The 15,378-nt window shown below is 66.9% G+C and carries 15 protein-coding genes and 1 tRNA gene; 5 read left to right on the plus strand and 11 right to left on the minus strand.

Translation table 11 applies throughout. The annotated features are described in order from the left end of the window. Positions 1–3 precede the first annotated feature (3 nt). The 4 genes from grxD to hemA form a co-directional block, all read right to left on the minus strand. On the minus strand, positions 4–327 hold the full coding sequence (gene grxD, locus ACYVKR_RS08220) for a glutaredoxin family protein (RefSeq protein WP_460480321.1): 324 nt from the start codon (positions 325–327) through the stop codon (positions 4–6). A 35-nt stretch (positions 328–362) separates the two neighbouring features. Next, positions 363–1,235, minus strand: coding sequence for a HemK/PrmC family methyltransferase (prmC, locus tag ACYVKR_RS08225; protein WP_460480322.1), 873 nt, complete (start codon positions 1,233–1,235; stop codon positions 363–365). A 91-nt stretch (positions 1,236–1,326) separates the two neighbouring features. Then, positions 1,327–2,433, minus strand: a complete 1,107-nt coding sequence (gene prfA / locus ACYVKR_RS08230) for a peptide chain release factor 1 (RefSeq protein ID WP_460480323.1) — start codon at positions 2,431–2,433, stop codon at positions 1,327–1,329. Between the two features lie 94 nt (positions 2,434–2,527). Further along, the gene (hemA, locus tag ACYVKR_RS08235) at positions 2,528–3,826 is read right to left on the minus strand and encodes a glutamyl-tRNA reductase (RefSeq protein WP_460480324.1); all 1,299 of its coding nucleotides are present in this window, start codon (positions 3,824–3,826) and stop codon (positions 2,528–2,530) included. 96 nt (positions 3,827–3,922) lie between these two features. Between hemA and ACYVKR_RS08240 the strand changes: the two genes are divergently transcribed. Continuing rightward, positions 3,923–4,201, plus strand: a complete 279-nt coding sequence (locus tag ACYVKR_RS08240) for a hypothetical protein (RefSeq protein WP_460480325.1) — start codon at positions 3,923–3,925, stop codon at positions 4,199–4,201. Here ACYVKR_RS08240 and ACYVKR_RS08245 read toward each other — a convergent pair. Beyond that, on the minus strand, positions 4,198–4,884 hold the full coding sequence (locus tag ACYVKR_RS08245; RefSeq protein ID WP_460480326.1) for a lytic transglycosylase domain-containing protein: 687 nt from the start codon (positions 4,882–4,884) through the stop codon (positions 4,198–4,200). The two genes, ACYVKR_RS08240 and ACYVKR_RS08245, sit on opposite strands and share 4 nt — an antisense overlap. Continuing rightward, positions 4,884–6,626 (minus strand): proline--tRNA ligase, encoded by a 1,743-nt coding sequence (locus ACYVKR_RS08250; RefSeq protein ID WP_460480327.1) that lies wholly within the window; start codon positions 6,624–6,626, stop codon positions 4,884–4,886. Before ACYVKR_RS08250 ends, ACYVKR_RS08245 begins: the two co-directional genes overlap by 1 nt. A 79-nt stretch (positions 6,627–6,705) precedes the next feature. Here ACYVKR_RS08250 and ACYVKR_RS08255 point away from each other — a divergent pair, with 79 nt between their 5' ends. Continuing rightward, positions 6,706–7,413 (plus strand): RNA pyrophosphohydrolase, encoded by a 708-nt coding sequence (locus ACYVKR_RS08255; RefSeq protein WP_460480328.1) that lies wholly within the window; start codon positions 6,706–6,708, stop codon positions 7,411–7,413. Between the two features lie 45 nt (positions 7,414–7,458). On the opposite strand, the gene proB is transcribed toward ACYVKR_RS08255, so the two are convergent. From proB to rtcR, 5 genes are all read right to left on the minus strand, one after another. Then, on the minus strand, positions 7,459–8,604 hold the full coding sequence (proB, locus tag ACYVKR_RS08260; RefSeq protein WP_460480329.1) for a glutamate 5-kinase: 1,146 nt from the start codon (positions 8,602–8,604) through the stop codon (positions 7,459–7,461). 66 nt (positions 8,605–8,670) lie between these two features. Then, positions 8,671–9,777, minus strand: a complete 1,107-nt coding sequence (gene cgtA / locus ACYVKR_RS08265) for a GTPase Obg (RefSeq protein WP_460480330.1) — start codon at positions 9,775–9,777, stop codon at positions 8,671–8,673. Between the two features lie 134 nt (positions 9,778–9,911). Continuing rightward, positions 9,912–10,172 carry a bL27 family ribosomal protein gene (gene rpmA / locus ACYVKR_RS08270; RefSeq protein WP_460480331.1) on the minus strand — a complete coding sequence of 87 codons (261 nt, stop codon included), beginning with the start codon at positions 10,170–10,172 and terminating at the stop codon, positions 9,912–9,914. A gap of 15 nt (positions 10,173–10,187) precedes the next feature. Further along, a complete protein-coding gene (gene rplU, locus ACYVKR_RS08275) occupies positions 10,188–10,499 on the minus strand; it encodes a bL21 family ribosomal protein (protein WP_460480332.1) in 312 nt (103 codons plus the stop codon). Between the two features lie 123 nt (positions 10,500–10,622). Continuing rightward, positions 10,623–12,233: a sigma 54-dependent transcriptional regulator gene (rtcR, locus tag ACYVKR_RS08280; protein WP_460480333.1), complete on the minus strand. Its 1,611-nt coding sequence runs from the start codon at positions 12,231–12,233 to the stop codon at positions 10,623–10,625. Positions 12,234–12,586: 353 nt separating this feature from the next. Between rtcR and ACYVKR_RS08285 the strand changes: the two genes are divergently transcribed. The 3 genes from ACYVKR_RS08285 to ACYVKR_RS08295 all read left to right on the plus strand — a co-directional run bounded on the left by ACYVKR_RS08285 (position 12,587) and on the right by ACYVKR_RS08295 (position 15,306). Beyond that, positions 12,587–12,649, plus strand: a tRNA-OTHER gene (locus ACYVKR_RS08285). 273 nt (positions 12,650–12,922) lie between these two features. Further along, positions 12,923–14,062 (plus strand): slipin family protein, encoded by a 1,140-nt coding sequence (locus ACYVKR_RS08290; protein ID WP_460480334.1) that lies wholly within the window; start codon positions 12,923–12,925, stop codon positions 14,060–14,062. A gap of 17 nt (positions 14,063–14,079) precedes the next feature. Further along, entirely contained in the window at positions 14,080–15,306 is a 1,227-nt protein-coding gene (locus ACYVKR_RS08295) for an RtcB family protein (RefSeq protein ID WP_460480335.1), read from the plus strand. Positions 15,307–15,378: the final 72 nt, after the last annotated feature.

The following is a 15,378-nucleotide window of genomic DNA, read 5'->3' on the forward strand; positions in this document are numbered from 1 at the left end:
GGATCAGCCCTGCGCGCTCACCAGGCGCTGCAGTTCGCCCGATTCGTACATCTCCATCATGATGTCCGAGCCGCCGACGAACTCGCCGCGCACGTAGAGCTGCGGAATGGTGGGCCAGTGGCTGTAGTCCTTGATGCCCTGGCGGATCTCGGGATCCTCGAGCACGTTGACGGTGGCGATGTTCTTGGCTTCGACGCCGCAGGCCTTCAGGATCTGCACGGCGCGGCCGGAGAAGCCGCACTGCGGGAAGCTGGCCGTGCCCTTCATGAACAGCAGGATGTCGTTGCCCTTGACCAGTTGGTCGATGCGTTGCTGGGTGTCGCTCATGGTGGTAGGTGGGGGTTTCTGATAAGGATGGTTGATTATTTCACGACTGGCAAAACCCGGGCGGCAGGCCAACATCCGCCGCTGGCCCGCTCGATGCCGGCGAGGTCTTCGCGGCTTTGCACCTGCGAGAAGCCCTGCTGTGCCAACAGCGCGCGCACGGCGCCGGCCTGGTCCCAGCCGTGCTCGATCAGCAGCCAGCCGCCGTCGCGCAGATGGGCGGGCGCGGCCTGCACGATGCGGCGGATGTCGTCGAGGCCGTCCGCGCCGCTGGTCAGCGCCTGGCGCGGCTCGTGGCGCAGCGCGGCCATGTGCGGGTCGTCGTCGCGGATGTAGGGCGGGTTGGTGACGATGGCGTCGAACCGCCCTTCCAGGGCCGACAGCCAGTCGCTGCGCGCAAAGCGCACCGGCAGCCGCAGCCGCTCGGCATTGGCGCGGGCCACGGCCAGCGCATCGTCGCTGGCATCCACGGCCCAGACCTCGGCGGCCGGCCGCTGGCTCTGCAGCGCCAGCGCGATCGCGCCGCTGCCGGTGCCCAGGTCGGCCAGGCGCAAAGGGTGTCCATCTCCGCCGGGCAGCAGCTCCAGCGCCCAGTCCACCAGGGTTTCGGTGTCGGGGCGCGGATCGAGCACGCGGGCGTCGACCTGCAGCTGCAGGCCGTAGAACTCCTTGCGGCCGGTGAGGTAGGCCACGGGCTCACCGGCCAGGCGGCGCTGGCACAGCGCCTCGAAGGCCTGCTGCGCCCCGGCGACGACATCCTCCATGGCATCGCCGTCGTGCGTGAGCAGCCAGGCGCGGGCGTCGAGCGGCTGGCCCAGTGCGTGCAGCAGCAGCAGTTGGGCGTCGATGCGCGGCAGCCCGCGCGCCAGCGCTTGCTGCAGGGCCTGGGCGACGGTGGTGGTGGCGCTCATGGTTTTGATAGCTGCTGGCGCTTGTTGCATAGGCATTTCAGATACAAAAGCATTTGAAATCCTTGTGCAGCAAGCGCCAGCCGCTCCTGGTTTATTGGTTGACTTCCAGCTCGGCCAGCTGCTCGGCCTCGCGGGCGGCCTGCAGCGACTCCATCAACTCCTGCAGGTCGCCGTCCATGATGAAGCCGAGCTTGTACAGCGTCAGGTTGATGCGGTGGTCCGTCATGCGGCCCTGCGGGAAGTTGTAGGTGCGGATGCGGTCGCTGCGGTCGCCGCTGCCGATCAGGCCCTTGCGCATCGCGGCCTCCTTGGCGGCGCGCTCGCTGCGCTCCTTCTCCTGCAGCCGCGCCTGCAGCACCTGCAGCGCCTTGGCCTTGTTGCTGTGCTGGCTGCGGCCGTCCTGGCATTCGGCGACGATGCCGGTGGGCAGGTGGACCACGCGCACGGCCGAGTCGGTCTTGTTGATGTGCTGGCCGCCGGCGCCGCTGGCGCGGAAGGTGTCGATGCGCAAATCGGCCGGGTTTAGCGTGATGGCCTGGTGCTCGTCGGGCTCGGGCATCACCGCCACGGTGCAGGCGCTGGTGTGGATCCGGCCCTGGGTCTCGGTGGCGGGCACGCGCTGCACACGGTGGCCGCCCGATTCGAAGCGCATGGCGCCGTAGATGCCGCCACCGGAGGGGCCGTTACCAGCCTGGCCCTCGAAGCGCAGCACCACTTCCTTGTAGCCGCCCAGCTCGGACTCGTTGGCGCTCATGATCTCCACGCGCCAACCCTGGCGCTCGGCGTAGCGCGTGTACATGCGCGCCAGGTCGCCCGCGAACAGCGCCGACTCGTCGCCGCCGGTGCCGGCGCGGATTTCGAGGAAGGCGTTGCGCGCGTCATCGGGGTCGCGGGGCAGCAGCATGCGCTGGAGCTGGCTTTCGAGCTGCTCCAGCTCGGCCTCGCCGCTGGCGATCTCTTCTTGCGCCATGTCGGCCATGTCGGGGTCGGCCAGCATCTCGCGGGCGGTGGCCACGTCGGCCTCGACCTGCTGGTGGCGCTGGTAGCGGCCGGCCACGGCCGACACGTCCACATGCTCGCGCGAGAGCACGCGGAACTGCGCCATGTCGGCCATGATGTCTTCGCGCGAGAGCAGGAAGTCCAGCTCCTTCAGGCGCTCGGCATAGCGCTCCAGTTGCTGGCGGAGAAAGTCTTTCATGGGGGAAAACCGGTACGGGGGAAGGAAAGGCCGGCGCGCCATGGCACCGGAGCTGCTCTGCAAATGAGAGCTGTCAGCGCAGCCTACACCTGCGCTAGAGGCTGTTTTTGTTGTGAGAACGCAGGAACAGGCGCGACACGACCTCGGCCGTCTGCGCGCGCGAGGCGGCATCGCCGGTGTGCAGCTCGGCCATCGCGCCGTGCAGCATCTTCTGCGCCACGCCGCGCGACAGCGCCTCGAGCACGGCGTCCAGGTCGTCGCCCTTGGCCAGGCGCTTGCGGGCGCGCTCGATCTCCTGCGCGCGCCAGGCATCGGCCTGGGCGTTGATCTGGCGGATGAGCTGCACCGAGCCGCCTTCGGGCCGGCGCTGGTCCATCCAGTGCAAAAAGCTCTGCACGCCGGCATCGATGATGGTCTCGGCCTCGGCCACCGCGGCCTGGCGCGAGGCCTGGCCGCTCTGCACCACGCCGGCCAGGTCGTCCACGGTGTACAGGTAGACGTCGCGCAGGCTCTGCACCTCGGGTTCGATGTCGCGCGGCACGGCCAGGTCGACCATGAAGATCGGGCGGTGCCTGCGCTTCTTGAGCGCGCTCTCGACCGCGCCCAGGCCGATGATCGGCAGGCTGGAAGCGGTGCAGCTGATGACGGCGTCATACTCGTGCAGGTGCTCGGGCAGATCGGCCAGGCGCATCACGCCGGCGCCGAAACGGGCCGCGAGCTTCTCGCCGCGGTCCAGCGTGCGGTTGGCGATGGTGATGCGCTCGGGATGCTTGGCGGCGAAGTGCGTGGTGCACAGCTCGATCATCTCGCCCGCGCCGACGAACAGCACGCGGATCTTGGACAGGTCCTCGAACAGCTGGCCCGCCAGCCGCACGGCCGCCGCCGCCATGCTGATGCTGCTGGCGCCGATCTCGGTGGCGCTGCGCACTTCCTTGGCGACCGAGAAGCTGCGCTGGAACAGCTGGTTCAGCGTGGTGCCCAGCGCGCCGGCCTCTTCGGCGGCGCGCACGGCGTTCTTCATCTGGCCGAGGATCTGGGCCTCGCCCAGCACCATCGAATCGAGGCCGCTGGCCACGCGGAAGGCATGGCGCGCCACCAGCCCATCCTGCAGCGTATAGGTGTAGCTGCGCAGCGCATCGGCCGGCACGTTGCCGCTGTGCGCCAGCCAGTGCAGCGTGTGGTCCAGCGCCGGGGCGTCGGCCGCGCAGTAGATCTCGGTGCGGTTGCAGGTCGAGAGGATGGCGGTTTCCACGCCGGTGTGGCGGTGCGGGCCCGACAGGCTGCTGCGCAGGCTGTGCAGCGTGGGCGCGATCTGGTCGAGCGCAAACGCAAAACGGCCCCGGATATCAAGCGGTGCCGTGTTGTGATTGATGCCGAGGGCCCAGACTGCCATAGCCCACGATTATAAAATAATGCCCCAACCTGGAGCGTCGCACAGGTAAGACAGCCCTGCGGCTGCTGCGCCCACCTTGATCTGCATCACGTTTCCATGAATCCCTCGACCGCCCTGCTGCACCTGATGAACTTCTGTGCCCCGGCCGCCGCGCTGAGCGTGCTGCTGGTGGCCGGCCGCTGGCTCTTCGCCCGCCGCACGCAGGCGCTGCTGCCCTGGTACGGGCAGCTGGCGCTGCATTTTCTGGCGGGGGTGGTCGCGCTCTTCGTGGCCCTCATGCTCTGGGGCCGCGACGGCACGCTGGCCGGCTACACCCTGCTGATCGCAGCGCTGGCCACCAGCCAGTGGGCGGTGCTGCGCGGCTGGAAGGCCTAGGCTTCGACCTTGTCGGAGTGCAGCCAGTTGCGCTGCGCGCCGAACACCAGGTTCGGGTAGGTGTCCTTGCCGCGGCTGCCGTTGTAGCGGCCCAGCGCCATGAAGAGGTCGCCGTTCTCGCGGTCGATGTAGTGGCGCAGGATCACGCAGCCAAAGCGCAGGTTGGTCTGCATGTGGAAGAGCTTTTCCGGGTCGCCGTCGCCGATGGCGCGCGTCCAGAACGGCATCACCTGCATGTAGCCGCGCGCGCCCACCGACGACACGGCGAACTTGCGAAAGCCGCTCTCCACCTGCACCAGCCCCAGCACCAGCGATTCGTCGAGGCGCGCGCGGCGCGACTCGTACCACACGGTCTGCAGGAAATCGCGGCGGATCTCCCAGTCGGGCTTGCGCTTGCGCAGGCGGTCACTCATCGAGCCCAGCCAGCGCAGGTAGCGGATCTTGGCCTCGGTGGAGACGAACACCGGCTCGGGCGGCGCGTTACTGCCCACGGCGGCACTGAGCGCCGTGCGCACCGAATCGATCAGCGGCTCCTCGAGCTGCCCGCCGGCATGGGCCGCCTGGGGCGCGGCCAGCCACGCGCCCGGCCCGGCCATTGCGGACAGGATGCAGGCGCGGCGCGACAGGCCGGCCGGCACCGCCGGCAGGCCATCGCTGCGATGGCTTTTCCCCTCAGGACTCATCAGTTTTGGATACGTTGCAGCACAAACCCGAGCACATCGGCCGCCGCCACCTTGGTGGCTTCGGTATCGCGGCGGTGCTGGTATTCGAGCTGGCCTTCCTTCAGGCCCCGGTCGGACAGCACCACGCGATGCGGCACGCCAATCAGCTCCCAGTCGGCAAACATGGCGCCAGGGCGCTCGCCGCGGTCGTCCAGTATCACATCCACGCCGGCGGCCGCCAAGTCGTCATGTAGCTTTTCGGCCGCAGCCTTGACCTCGGCGCTGCGGTCGAAGCCGATGGGGCAGACCACCACGGTGAACGGCGCGATCGCGTCGGGCCAGATGATGCCGCGCTCGTCGTGGTTCTGCTCGATGGCCGCGGCCGGCAGGCGTGTCACGCCGATGCCGTAGCAGCCCATCTCGAAGAACTGGGGCTTGCCGTTCTCGTCGAGGAAGGTGGCGTTCATGGCCTGGGAATACTTGGTGCCCAGGTAGAACACATGGCCAATCTCGATGCCGCGCTCGATCGCCAGCAAGCCCTGGCCGTCGGGCGACGCATCGCCGGCGACCACGTTGCGCAGGTCCGCAACCACGTCCGGCTCGGGCAGGTCGCGGCCGAAGTTGACGCCGGTGAGGTGGTAGTCCGCCTCGTTGGCGCCGCAGATCCAGTCGGCCATCACGGCCACCTCGCGGTCCACCACCAGCTTGACCGGTTTTTGCAGGCCGATGGGGCCCAGGTAGCCGGGCTGGCAGCCGAAGTGCGCCTCGATCTCGGACACGGTGGCGAAGCGGAAGCCCGCCAGGCCCTCGACCTTGCCGACCTTGATCTCGTTCATCTCGTGGTCGCCGCGCAGCAGCAGCAGCCAGACCTGGGTCTTGACGATCTCGCCGGCCTCGTTGGTGGCGTCCGTTGCCAGCACCAGCGACTTCACCGTGCGTGCCAGCGGCAGGCCCAACTGCGTGGCCACCGATTCGCAGGTGCTGTTGCCCGGCGTGGCCACCTTGGCCATGGCTTCGCCGGCGGCAGCGCGTGGCGCGGTGGGCGCCAGCGCCTCGGCCTTCTCGATGTTGGCCGCGTAGTCGCTGTTCGGGCTGTAGACGATGGCATCCTCGCCGGTGGCGGCAATCACCTGGAACTCTTCGCTCAGGTCGCCGCCGATCGCGCCGCTGTCGGCACGCACCGCGCGGTACTGCAGGCCGAAGCGGTCGAAGATGCGCTTGTAGGCCGCGCGCATGCCCTGGTAGCTGACCTGGGCGGCGTCCTTGTCCTTGTCGAAGGAGTAGGCGTCCTTCATGATGAACTCGCGGCCGCGCATCAGGCCGAAGCGCGGACGGCGCTCGTCGCGGAACTTGGTCTGGATCTGGTAGAGGTTCTTGGGCAGCTGCTTGTGGCTCTTGAACTCCTGGCGGCCGATGTCCGTCACCACCTCTTCGCTGGTGGGCTGGACGATGAAGTCACGTCCATGGCGGTCCTGGATGCGCAGCAGCTCCGGGCCCATCTTGTCGAAGCGGCCGGTCTCCTGCCACAGCTCGGCCGGCTGCACCACCGGCATCGTCACCTCGATGGCACCGGCGCGGTTCATCTCCTCGCGCACGATGGCCTCGACCTTCTGAATCACCCTGAGGCCCATGGGCATGTAGTTGTAGATGCCTGCGCCCAGCTTCTTGATCATGCCGGCGCGCGTCATCAGCTTGTGGCTGACGACTTCCGCGTCCGCAGGCGCCTCTTTGAGAGTGGAAATCAGAAATTGAGATGCTTTCATGGTGTTAAGTAGTTGCCCGCGTGTTGGTGGTATCGGCGGCGGGCATAATGGATGCAGTTTAAAAAATTGGGGTTAGATTATGCTGGACAGAGAAGGCTTTCGGCCTAACGTCGGCATCATCCTGCTCAACCAGCGCAACCAGGTGTTCTGGGGCAAACGCATCCGCACCCACAGCTGGCAGTTTCCGCAGGGCGGTATCGACCGTGGAGAAACCCCTGAGCAGGCGATGTTTCGTGAGCTGCACGAAGAAGTGGGCTTGCGACCGGATCATGTTCGTATTGTGGCCAGAACGCGAGATTGGCTGCGCTACGAGGTGCCCGAGCGCTATATCCGTCGCGATGCAAGAGGCTATTATCGCGGACAAAAGCAGATTTGGTTCCTGCTGCAGCTGACAGGCAACGACTGGGACCTGAATCTGCGCGCCACCAACCATCCCGAGTTCGACGCCTGGCGCTGGAACGACTACTGGGTGCCGCTGGACGTGGTGGTGGAGTTCAAGCGCGGCGTCTACGAGCTGGCGCTGACCGAGCTGTCGCGCTTTCTGCCGCGCAACGAGTTGCGCAACCGCTATCTGCGCAGCGGCACGCGCCAGCGCGACCATGGCGAGGGCCTTTCCACCGCGCCGCGGCAGGATATGCGCCACCGGACCGCGCCGCTGCATGGCCACGCCGCGGGCGAAACCGGCTCGCTGTCCTTCCATTCGCCGCTGCGCACCATGCAGGAGATGGAGCTGCCGCCCGGCGCTACCTTCGATCCCGATCCCAGTTCCGACCTGGGCATGCGATAGATAAAAAAAGCCCCCCGAGACGAAATCCCGGGGGGCTTTTTGCATTCAGGCCGCCGTGCCCATCAGCACCATGTTGTCGCGGTGCAGCATCTCCGGTTCACCCATGTAGCCCAGCAACTGCTCGATCTCACCGGACGACTTGCGGCACAGGCGCCGCGCCTCGACGCTGGAGTAATTGGCCAGGCCCCGGGCGATCTCGCGGCCCTGCGCGTCCTTGACGGCGATCACGTCGCCGCGCGAGAACTCGCCCTCGACGCTCACCATGCCAATGGGCAGCAGGCTCTTGCCTTCCTGCTGCAGCTTGCGGGCTGCGCCCTCGTCCACCGCCACGGCCCCGCGCAACTGCAGGTGGTCCATCATCCACTGCTTGCGGGCCTGCTTCTTGGGCGTGTGGGCCACCAGCAGCGTGCCTATGGATTCGCCTGCCACCAGGCGCAGCAGCACGTCCTGCTCGCGCCCCCAGGCGATGGCCGTCGAGGCGCCCGAGCCCGCCGCCCGCTTGGCCGCCAGGATCTTGGTCAGCATGCCGCCCTTGCCGATGCCGGAGCCGGCGCCGCCGGCCATGGCTTCGAGCGCCACATCGCCGGCCTGGGCCTCGTGCACGAACTGGGCATCCGGGTTCTTGCGCGGATCGGCGGTGTACAGGCCTTTCTGGTCGGTCAGGATCACCAGCGCATCGGCCTCCACCAGGTTGGCCACCAGGGCGCCCAGCGTGTCGTTGTCGCCGAACTTGATCTCGTCGTTGACCACCGTGTCGTTCTCGTTGATGACCGGCAGCACCCCCAGGCGCAGCAGCGTCAGCAGCGTGACGCGGGCGTTCAGGTAGCGCTCGCGGTCGGCCAGGTCGGCGTGCGTCAGCAGCACCTGGGCACTGGCGAGGTTCTGCTCGCGCAGCTTGGTCTCGTACATCTGCACCAGGCCCATCTGGCCGACGGCCGCCGCCGCTTGCAGCTCGTGGATCTCCTGCGGGCGGCGCGCCCAGCCCAGGCGCTTCATGCCTTCGGCCACGGCGCCACTGGAGACCATGATCACCTCGCGGCGCACGCCGTCCTTGCCGCCGACCAGGGCCGCCAGCTGCCGGCTCCACTCGCCGATGGCTGCCTCATCCAGCCCCCGGCCCTCGTTGGTGACCAGGCTGGAGCCCACCTTGACGACGATGCGACGTGCGTCGCGCAGAACATGCGATGTCATTTTTTGAATAAAATTGGCTTCAAACGCTTTACTGGCAAGCGCCAGCAGCTATCAAAAAAGGAGTTTTCAGGCCGGCGGCGCAAAGCGCGGGTCGTCGGACAAGTCCGGCGTCTCCTCGTCCTTGAAGCGCGGATCGACCTCGACATAGCCCTGCTCCTGCAGCTGCACCTTGTGGACATGCTCGTAGATCGAGCGGATCAGCGGCTCGCAGCCCTCGCGCGTCAGTGCCGAGATCTCGAACACCGGCCCCTTCCACTTGAAGCGCTTGACGAAATCCTTGACCAGCGCAGCGCGTTCGTCCCCGGGCACCATGTCGAGCTTGTTCAGCACCAGCCAGCGCGGCTTGTCGTACAGCTCGGCGTCGTACTTCTTGAGCTCGGCCACGATGGCCTTGGCCTGCGCCACCGGATCGACATTCTCGTCGAACGGCGCTGCGTCCACGACGTGCAGCAGCAGCCGCGTGCGCTGCAGGTGGCGCAGGAACTGGTGCCCCAGGCCCGCGCCTTCGGAGGCGCCTTCGATCAGGCCCGGAATGTCGGCCACCACGAAACTCTGCTCCGGCCCCACGCGCACCACGCCCAGGTTGGGGTGCAGCGTGGTGAAGGGGTAGTCCGCAATCTTGGGGCGCGCGTTGGACACCGCCGAGATGAAGGTCGACTTGCCCGCATTGGGCATGCCAAGCAGGCCCACGTCCGCCAGCACCTTCAGCTCCAGCTTCAGGTTCTTGCGCTCGCCGGGCCAGCCGGGCGTCTTCTGGCGCGGCGCGCGGTTGATCGCGCTCTTGAAGCGCAGGTTGCCGAAGCCGCCGTCGCCGCCCTTGGCAATCGTCACCACCTCGCCGGGCGTCAGCAGCTCGTACAGCACCTCGCCGGTCTCGGCATCGGTGATGATGGTGCCCACCGGCATCTTCAGCGTGATGTCGTCGCCCGCCGCGCCGAACATGTCGGAGCCCATGCCGTGCTCGCCGCGCTTGGCCTCGTGGCGGCGCGAATAGCGGTAGTCCACCAGGGTGTTCAGGTTCACGTCGGCGATGGCAAAGACATGGCCGCCCCGGCCGCCGTCGCCGCCATTGGGCCCGCCGAATTCCTTGTACTTCTCGTGGCGGAAAGAGACGCACCCATTGCCACCGTCGCCTGCGGCAACGTCGATAAAAGCCTCGTCAACGAATTTCATGGTTGCTATCTCGATTCAGCCCGGTTCGCCCGCATTGTCGCACCGGCCGCATATGCAATAAAAACAACAAAGCCCCGCACGGGCGGGGCCTTGTGGATGGACCCGGAACCGGGTCCACGTGCTCCAGGCGCCTATCAGGCTGCCTTGGTGATGTTCACCGTGTGCTTGGACAGTGCACCCTTCGTTTCGAAGGACACATGGCCATCCGCCAGAGCAAACAAGGTGTGATCCTTGCCCACGCCCACGTTCACACCGGGGTGGAACTTGGTGCCGCGCTGGCGCACGATGATGGAGCCTGCGCTGACCAGCTGGCCACCGAAAGCCTTCACGCCCAGCATTTTCGGCTTGGAATCACGTCCGTTTCGCGTAGAGCCGCCGCCTTTTTTCTGTGCCATGAGATATAGCTCCTGTTAAGCAGCGATTGCACCGATTTGCAATTCGGTGTACTGCTGACGATGACCTTGGCGCTTCTGGTAGTGCTTGCGACGGCGCATCTTGAAGATGCGAACCTTGTCGTGCTTACCATGAGCCACCACCGTGACCGTAACCGTTGCGCCGGACACCAGGGGCGTGCCAACCTTGAGCTCAGCGCCGTTGCCGACTGCGAGCACCTGGTCGATCACGATTTCCTGGCCAACGTCCGCAGCAATCTGTTCTACCTTGATTTTTTCGCCGGAAGCAACGCGATACTGCTTGCCACCGGTTTTTATGACCGCGTACATATTGAACCTCGTGTATTCAGGAATACCTCTGCAAAAATTCTGCAGAGCCCGCTATTCTATCACCACTGCACAATTGACGCAAGTCCTTGAAATCCCACGCGCCCTGGGGGTTGCAGGCATCCCCTAGCCAGCCACAAGATCCCACGACAGACCGAAGCGCGTCAGGTACTTGCGCAGCCGGTCCGCGTCGTTGACCACCGTGCGCTGCCCGCGCGAGGCCTGGAACAGCGTGCGCCCTGCATCCGACAGGCTGCGCGCGCGCCGGCAAACCTCCCACACGCCCTGCAGCTGGATGCGGTCGAACCGGTCCAGCGCCTCCCAGGCCTCGGCGCCCACCAGTTGCCGCAGCGCGTCCTCCACGCCCTCGGCCACCCCCAAAGCTTCGGCCTGCGGCTGCCACAGCCAGCGCAGGCGCGCAATCTCGGCCTCGACCAGCCCCACGCTGATGCGCCCGCCCTCTGCCAGCGTGCCCAGGCGCATGATGCTGGCCGACAGGTCGCGGAAATTGCCGCGCCACAGCGCCTCTCCCGATGCGGCAAAGCGCAGATAGGCGGACCGGGCCTCGGTGGCAAAGCGCACGGCGCCGCCGAGTTCGGCCGCCGCGCGCACCAGCAGGTAGTCGATGTTCGGCTCGATGTCCTCGGGCCGCGCCGCCAGTCCCGGCAGCACATAGCTCCACAGATTGATGCGGGCGAACAGGTCTTCGCGGAAGCGCCCCTCGGCCACCTCGCGGCGCAGGTCGCGGTTGGTGCCGGCGACCAGCTGGAAATCACTCTCCACCTCGCGGTCGCTGCCCAGCGGGTAGAAGCGCTTTTCCTCGACGGCCTTGAGCAGCATCGCCTGCTCGTCCAGGCCCAGCTCGCCGATCTCGTCGAGAAACAACACGCCCCGGTGCGCGGTGCGCAGCAGCCCGGCGCGCTCAGCCGCCGCGCCGGTGAAGGAGCCCTTCTTGTGCCCGAACAGCGTGGATGCGGCACCATCGCCGTGCAGCGTGGCGCAGTTCACCTCGACGAACTCCCCCTCCACCTGGTGGCGCGCCCGCTTCAGTTCATACATGCGCCGCGCCAGGTGCGACTTGCCCGCGCCCGTGGGCCCGGTGAACAAGATCGGCGCGCGCGAGCGCACCGCCACCCGCTCCACCTCGTCGATCAAGGCGTTGAAGCGCGCATTGCGCGTGGCGATGCCGCTCTTGAGGAACTGCACCGCATCGCGCTGCTCCGAGCCGAAGCGCTGCGCGATCCCGTCGTAGCGCGACAGATCCAGGTCGATCAGGGCATAGGTGCCGGGATCGCCCTCCCGCTGGCGCTTGGGCGGCGAGGTCTGCACCAGCACGCCCGGGATGCGACGCGACTCCACCAACAGGAACATGCAGATCTGCGCCACATGCGTGCCGGTGGTGATGTGGGCCCAGTACTCCTCGCGCTCCGCATCGAAGCGGTAGCCCTGCAGCCAGTCGAACAGTCGCGCATAGACCTCGCCGAAATCCCAGGGATCGGCAATGTCCAGCGGCACCAGGCTCACCGTGGTCTCCGGCGATGCCGTGGCCATGTCGCCGCGCACCAGCTCGGCCAGTTCTGCATGCGGTGGCGTGTACAGCAGCTCGAACCGGTCGACGACCATGTCTTCGTGCTGGAGCAAAGACACCGAGGGACGCCATTTCTGCCACCGGCCCGCACCCCGCCCGGCGTCGAGCTGCGTACCCAGGAATCCGATGACAACCTTGCTTTTAGCCATATCTCATTATCTATAAATCTAGCTGTTTATCTATTTTTCTCAAGATACGCATCGCCCCCTTCCACGATCATCAAATTTTTTCCTCTTGAAAATCAATGCATTGGTGGAAATTGGCCGGCAGGCAGAAAACTTGGCACGCATCTGGCAATAGACCAGGCATCAGGTGCAGGCGCCGAACGCTCACAGGACAGGGTTGGGGCCCCAAGCCCGCCCTGCCGGTGCCGCCAACCCGGATGCCTTGCGAGGCACTGTTGGTAGGCGGTATGCCGCACGGCGCAAGCACCTGGTGAACGGCACGGTTGTGGAAACCACCCTTCGTGGTGCCTGGTTCGACTCCAGGCGTGCCACCAACTGGTAGCTCAGTGGGAAGAGCAACTTCGCAAGGAGTCCGTCGCAGGTTCGAATCCTGCCCATGACCGCCGGCCCGCAAGGGCCGGCCTTGAAACGGTCGAAAGACCACCCGCCGAACGCGGGGCGCAGATGCGGGATGGCAGCAGCCATTCCAGCGCCGCTCCCCGTCAGCCGGCGGCGGTTTGCGCCAGACCCGGCGCAGCCCGCGCCCGCAGCCAGCCGCGCGGCCGCCCGATGACCATCGGGCCGCAGCACCGGCGCACTGCATGGCCCGAAGCTGCGCCCCTGGGGCCCCGCCGCCGCTGTAACGGCAACCGCGATACGACAAGGAGAAAAAAATGCTGAGAATCATGACCGTACAGATCAAGAAGAACGAAAAAGGCATCCTGCTGCGCAACGGCAGTTTCGAGCGCGTGCTGGCCAGCGGCACGCACCGCCTGTTCAGCGGCTTCGACAGCCTGCGCGTGGAAACCTTTGCGCTGGAGCAGGCCGCGTTCGCGCACAGCCTCGCCGACTACCTGCTGACGCGCGAGCCCGAGGTCATGGCCGAGCACTTCGTGCGCGTGGAGCTGGCCGAGCACGAGGCCGGCCTGCGCAGCGAAAACGGCGTGCTGGTCGAAATCCTGCCGCCCGCCACACGCCGCCTGTACTGGAAGGGGCTGGCCGAGGTGGACGTGGACATCGTCGACCTGCGCGCCGGCGCCGCGCTGCCGCCTGCGCTGGTGGCGCGCCTGGCGCAGTCCGCGCTGCGTGCCCGTCCCATGGCGGGACTGGCAGGCGTGGCGCTGGTCGAGGTGCCCGAGTCGGCCTGCGCCGTGCTGACGGTCGACGGCCAGCTGCAGCCGCTGCTGCCTCCGGGCACGCATGGCTTCTGGAAGTTCGGCCGCGCGCTCAAGCACGAGATCGTGGAGCTGCGCCTGCAAGCCATGGAGGTCTCGGGCCAGGACATCATGACCCGCGACAAGGTGGGCCTGCGTGTCAACCTGAATGCGGCCTGGCGCTACACCGATGTGCTGCTGGCCCATCGCCAGTTGCCCAAGCCCGCCGAGCACCTGTACCGCGAGCTCCAATTCGCGCTGCGCGCCGCCGTGGGCACGCGCACGCTCGACGAGCTGCTGGAGAACAAGACGGCGATCGACGAAACGGTCGGCACGCACATGGCCGCCAGGCTGCCTGCCTACGGACTGCAGCTGGAGAGCGTGGGCGTGAAGGACATCGTGCTGCCCGGCGACATGAAGGCCATCCTGACCCAGGTGGTGCAGGCCGAGAAGCAGGCCCAGGCCAACGTGATCCGCCGCCGCGAGGAAACCGCCGCCACGCGCTCGCTGCTCAACACCGCCAAGGTCATGGAGGACAACCCCGTGGCCCTGCGCATGAAGGAGCTGGAGACGCTGGAGCGCGTGGCCGAGCGCATCGACAAGATTTCCGTCTTTGGCGGACTCGACCAGGTGCTCAACGGCCTGGTGAAAATGCGTTGAACCAGGAGAATCAAAAAATGACCCAACCACCGTACGACATCGAGGAAGTCCCGAACGGCGTGCCCGTCAAGATGTGGACCCGCGGCGTGCCCGTGGAGGAAGACGCCCGCAAGCAGCTGCGCAACATCGCCCGCTTGCCCATCGTCTACCAGCATGTGGCGGTGATGCCCGACGTGCACCTGGGCATCGGCGCCACCATCGGCTCGGTGGTGCCCACACTCAAGGCCATCATCCCGGCGGCCGTGGGTGTGGACCTTGGCTGCGGCATGATGGCCTGCAAGACCACGCTGGCAGCCAGCGACCTGCCCGACAACCTCTCGGGCGTGCGCGCCGCCATCGAGCGCGCGGTGCCCGTGGGCCGCACGCCCACGCGCCAGGGCCGCGACCGCGGCGCCTGGGACACCCCGCCGGCCGAGACCGACCGCGCCTGGGCCGCGCTGGCGCAGGAGTTCGAGGAAATCTGCGAAGCGCATCCGCGCATGGCCAAGACCAACAACTACCAGCACCTGGGAACGCTGGGCACCGGCAACCACTTCATCGAGCTCTGCCTCGATGAACGGCAGGCCGTGTGGATCATGCTGCACTCCGGCTCGCGCGGCGTGGGCAACGCCATCGGCACGCACTTCATCGAGCTGGCCAAGAAGGACGCCGAGCTGCACCAGCGCAACCTGCCCGACCAGGACCTGGCCTACTTCGAGGAAGGCGCGCGCTACTTCGGCGACTACGTGAAGGCCGTGGGCTGGGCGCAGAAGTTCGCCGCCGCCAACCGCGAGGTGATGATGGTCCGCGTGATCCAGGCGCTGCGGCAGGCCATCGCCAAGCCGTTCGAGACGCATGTGGAAGCGGTGAACTGCCACCACAACTATGTGCAGCGCGAGACGCACTTCGGCCAGGAGGTCTTCGTCACCCGCAAGGGCGCGGTGAGCGCCGCGCAGGGCCAGTTGGGGATCATTCCGGGCAGCATGGGCGCCAAGAGCTACATCGTGCGCGGCAAGGGCAACCCGGAGAGCTTCAACAGCTGCAGCCACGGCGCGGGCCGCACCATGAGCCGCACCCAGGCCAAGAAGCGCTTCACGGTGGCCGACCAGATCCAGGCCACCGAGGGCGTGGAATGCCGCAAGGACGCCGACGTGATCGACGAGATCCCGATGGCCTACAAGGACATCGACGCCGTGATGGCCGCGCAGCAGGACCTGGTGGAGGTGGTGTACACGCTCAAGCAGGTGGTCTGCGTGAAGGGCTAGGAACTGCGCGTGCCAACCGCAGCCAGCGCAATATTCAAAAAAGATAGCTGCTTGCGCTTACTGCACAAGCGC

It is taken from the genome of Comamonas humi (assembly GCF_054782535.1).

What these genes read in the sequence shown, in the direction of transcription:
- grxD (WP_460480321.1), bottom strand. Translation starts at nt 327, where the DNA reads ATGAGCGACACCCAGCAACGCATCGACCAACTGGTCAAGGGCAACGAC.
- prmC (WP_460480322.1), bottom strand. Translation starts at nt 1,235, where the DNA reads ATGAGCGCCACCACCACCGTCGCCCAGGCCCTGCAGCAAGCGCTGGCG.
- prfA (WP_460480323.1), bottom strand. Translation starts at nt 2,433, where the DNA reads ATGAAAGACTTTCTCCGCCAGCAACTGGAGCGCTATGCCGAGCGCCTG.
- hemA (WP_460480324.1), bottom strand. Translation starts at nt 3,826, where the DNA reads ATGGCAGTCTGGGCCCTCGGCATCAATCACAACACGGCACCGCTTGAT.
- ACYVKR_RS08240 (WP_460480325.1), top strand. Translation starts at nt 3,923, where the DNA reads ATGAATCCCTCGACCGCCCTGCTGCACCTGATGAACTTCTGTGCCCCG.
- ACYVKR_RS08245 (WP_460480326.1), bottom strand. Translation starts at nt 4,884, where the DNA reads ATGAGTCCTGAGGGGAAAAGCCATCGCAGCGATGGCCTGCCGGCGGTG.
- ACYVKR_RS08250 (WP_460480327.1), bottom strand. Translation starts at nt 6,626, where the DNA reads ATGAAAGCATCTCAATTTCTGATTTCCACTCTCAAAGAGGCGCCTGCG.
- ACYVKR_RS08255 (WP_460480328.1), top strand. Translation starts at nt 6,706, where the DNA reads ATGCTGGACAGAGAAGGCTTTCGGCCTAACGTCGGCATCATCCTGCTC.
- proB (WP_460480329.1), bottom strand. Translation starts at nt 8,604, where the DNA reads ATGACATCGCATGTTCTGCGCGACGCACGTCGCATCGTCGTCAAGGTG.
- cgtA (WP_460480330.1), bottom strand. Translation starts at nt 9,777, where the DNA reads ATGAAATTCGTTGACGAGGCTTTTATCGACGTTGCCGCAGGCGACGGT.
- rpmA (WP_460480331.1), bottom strand. Translation starts at nt 10,172, where the DNA reads ATGGCACAGAAAAAAGGCGGCGGCTCTACGCGAAACGGACGTGATTCC.
- rplU (WP_460480332.1), bottom strand. Translation starts at nt 10,499, where the DNA reads ATGTACGCGGTCATAAAAACCGGTGGCAAGCAGTATCGCGTTGCTTCC.
- rtcR (WP_460480333.1), bottom strand. Translation starts at nt 12,233, where the DNA reads ATGGCTAAAAGCAAGGTTGTCATCGGATTCCTGGGTACGCAGCTCGAC.
- ACYVKR_RS08290 (WP_460480334.1), top strand. Translation starts at nt 12,923, where the DNA reads ATGCTGAGAATCATGACCGTACAGATCAAGAAGAACGAAAAAGGCATC.
- ACYVKR_RS08295 (WP_460480335.1), top strand. Translation starts at nt 14,080, where the DNA reads ATGACCCAACCACCGTACGACATCGAGGAAGTCCCGAACGGCGTGCCC.